The sequence below is a fragment of the Leptolyngbya sp. FACHB-36 genome, from assembly GCF_014695955.1.
Classification (GTDB): domain Bacteria; phylum Cyanobacteriota; class Cyanobacteriia; order Leptolyngbyales; family Leptolyngbyaceae; genus FACHB-36.
Genome location: NZ_JACJPG010000688.1, coordinates 1 through 2,546 on the forward strand (window position 1 = coordinate 1; position 2,546 = coordinate 2,546).

Here is a 2,546-nt window from a genome sequence, read left to right on the forward strand (position 1 = left end):
AACGCCCAGCAGCGAGACTTTGCCGAGACGATTCAGTCGAGCGGGGAAACCCTGCTAACGCTAATTAACGAGATTCTGGATTTCTCGAAGCTAGAAGCGGGCGAGATGGATCTGGAGATGCTCGATTTTGATGTCAGTACGTGCCTTGAAGAAGTTGCCGAGCTGTTTGCCGCCGCTGCCCATACCAGACAGCTCGAACTCGTGACGCTGGTGTACCGCAATCTGCCCACAGGGCTGAAAGGTGATGTCGGTCGGCTGCGTCAAATTCTAACCAATTTGGTCAGCAACGCCGTCAAGTTTACGCACGATGGCGAAGTTGTGATCCAGGCGGCACTTCGATCGGAAACAGACACCACGGCAACGATCGCCTTTTCGGTCGTCGATACAGGAATTGGCATTCCAGCCGCCGCGCAGCAGAAACTCTTTCAGCCGTTCTCGCAGGTCGATGCCTCCACAACTCGCCGCTACGGGGGTACGGGACTGGGGCTGGCAATCTCGAAGCAGCTCGTCGAGCTGATGGGAGGCGAGATTGGCGTTGAAAGCAGTGAGGGGCAGGGGTCGCGGTTTTGGTTCACGCTCACCTTTGAGAAACAGACGGCGACGGTTAGCCCAGATCTGTCTCTGGCGGTGATTCCGCAAGCGCTGAGCCAGTTGCGGCTGCTGATCGTAGATGACAACGCGACAAATCGCAAAATCGTGCGCTATCAGATCTCCGCTTGGGGAATGTCGATCGACGAAGCAGACAGCGCGACGACTGCGCTAGCGCGACTGCGCGACCAAGCTGCCGCCGGAACACCCTACAATCTGGCAATTTTGGATATGCAAATGCCCGACATGGATGGCGAAATGTTGGCTCGTCAGATTAAAGCCGATCGCACGCTATCCCAAACCAAGCTGATTATGATGACCTCGGTGAATCATTGGGGCAGTGCAGAACGAGCTTTAGAGCTTGGCTTCTCCGCTTACCTCGTCAAACCTGTGAGACAGTCTCGTCTGCTAGACAGCATCGTGAATGCACTCTTGCCGCTTACAACCGATCAATCCTCGGTCGCTCCACGTCGATCGTCCGTTGCCGTTAGTGCTACTGCGCCCCAACGATCTAAACTGAAGATTCTGCTCGTTGAAGACAACCTCGTCAATCAGAAGGTGACGCTGCACCAATTGAAGTATTTGGGCTATACGGCAGATGTAGCAGGCAACGGACAAGAGGCGTTGCAGCTGCTGAAACAGCTTTCGTACGATCTCGTGCTGATGGATTGTCAAATGCCAGTCTTGGATGGATACGGTGCTACCCAGGCAATTCGACAGCTCGATGGGAATGCTAAAGATGTGGTAATTATTGCTTTAACAGCAAATGCCATGAAAGAAGACCAAGAACGCTGCGCGGAGGTGGGCATGAATGACTATCTGAGTAAACCGATCCTGAAGGAAACGTTGGCTGCAAAGCTAGCTCAGTGGAGCGAGGTGCTGGAGCAGCGATCGGTCTCAGAGCGCGATCACCTGCCGGAGTTTGCGATCGACTGGGAGCATTTGCATCAAATTTGCGACAACAACGCCGAGTTTGAGCAAGAGCTACTGGAAACCTTTGTCGAAGACGCTCAGCTGCACCTCATTGGACTCGAAGCAGCACTAACGCGGCACGACCTAAAGCAGCTAGAGCAAGAAGCTCATCACATCAAAGGTGCTAGCGCCAATTTGGGACTAGTCACGATTCAGGCAATGGCAGATCAACTGGAGTTGCAAGCGCGGCAAAACCAACTGCAAGGCATGCCCGATCTGGTCGCTCGGCTACATACTTCTGTTGGCACGGTGCGATCGATGGTCGCGGCGATCAAGGGAATTTAAGCAGATCGCCACGGGTGGCTATTGGAATTTCTCTAGATAAAGCAGTGCGCTCTCTAGATAAAGCAGTGCGCTCCACCCTGAGTGTCTCAGCATTCTGCAGTTCGTTGAAGCAGAAACCCGCACCGATCGCTTCTAGAACTCGGTTAATCCTACAATGCAACTGTATCGAGCAGTTAGAACCGATATGCCTGACTCCTGTCACATCGTTGTTGAGGGTAATCCAGCCATTATTTATGCCAGTCGGGGAGGAACGCCAGACAAGATTTTGCCTGTTCTTCAGCGGTTCTTAGACACGTTTTGGCAGGAACGCGATACGCTAGGCGAGCACGCGGACACACCGGAATGCTTAGTGGCGCAGATCGTTGTGCGGTTTGGCTTTGAAATCTGTGAAGACGATTTCTCAAATTTGCGGGTGGGCGTTCACTACAGCTCCAGAGCAGCGTATCTCTACTACGTGTCGTTAACGCGATCGCTCACGGTCTGGGTGCCTGAAGATGCCTATCGCAAGCAGCCGTCATTGGGATTGGAAGGCTGTCAGCAATGGGTTGAGAGTAAAGGAGCGATCGACCAACGATGATCCTCACCGAAATTTGTCTCGTGCGAGCTTTTACGAGTAAGAAATATTGCCTATAATGCAGACAATTTTTGTGGAGGCGATCGCCACAGGTGTGTGGTTTTCCGAAAGAGGTCCCCAGACCCCC

At 53.1% G+C, this 2,546-nt stretch carries 2 protein-coding genes; both read left to right on the forward strand.

Annotated elements, in window-relative coordinates; translation table 11 throughout:
* A partial coding sequence (locus H6F43_RS21615) for a response regulator (protein WP_190345234.1) occupies positions 1–1,845 on the forward strand: 1,845 nt, incomplete at its 5' end.
* A 184-nt stretch (positions 1,846–2,029) separates the two neighbouring features.
* Entirely contained in the window at positions 2,030–2,422 is a 393-nt protein-coding gene (locus H6F43_RS21620) for a histidine kinase (RefSeq protein ID WP_190345235.1), read from the forward strand.
* The last annotated feature ends 124 nt before the right edge of the window (positions 2,423–2,546 follow it).

Excerpts from the sequence above, each read along its gene's own strand:
- H6F43_RS21620 (WP_190345235.1), top strand. The coding sequence starts at position 2,030 with ATGCCTGACTCCTGTCACATCGTTGTTGAGGGTAATCCAGCCATTATT.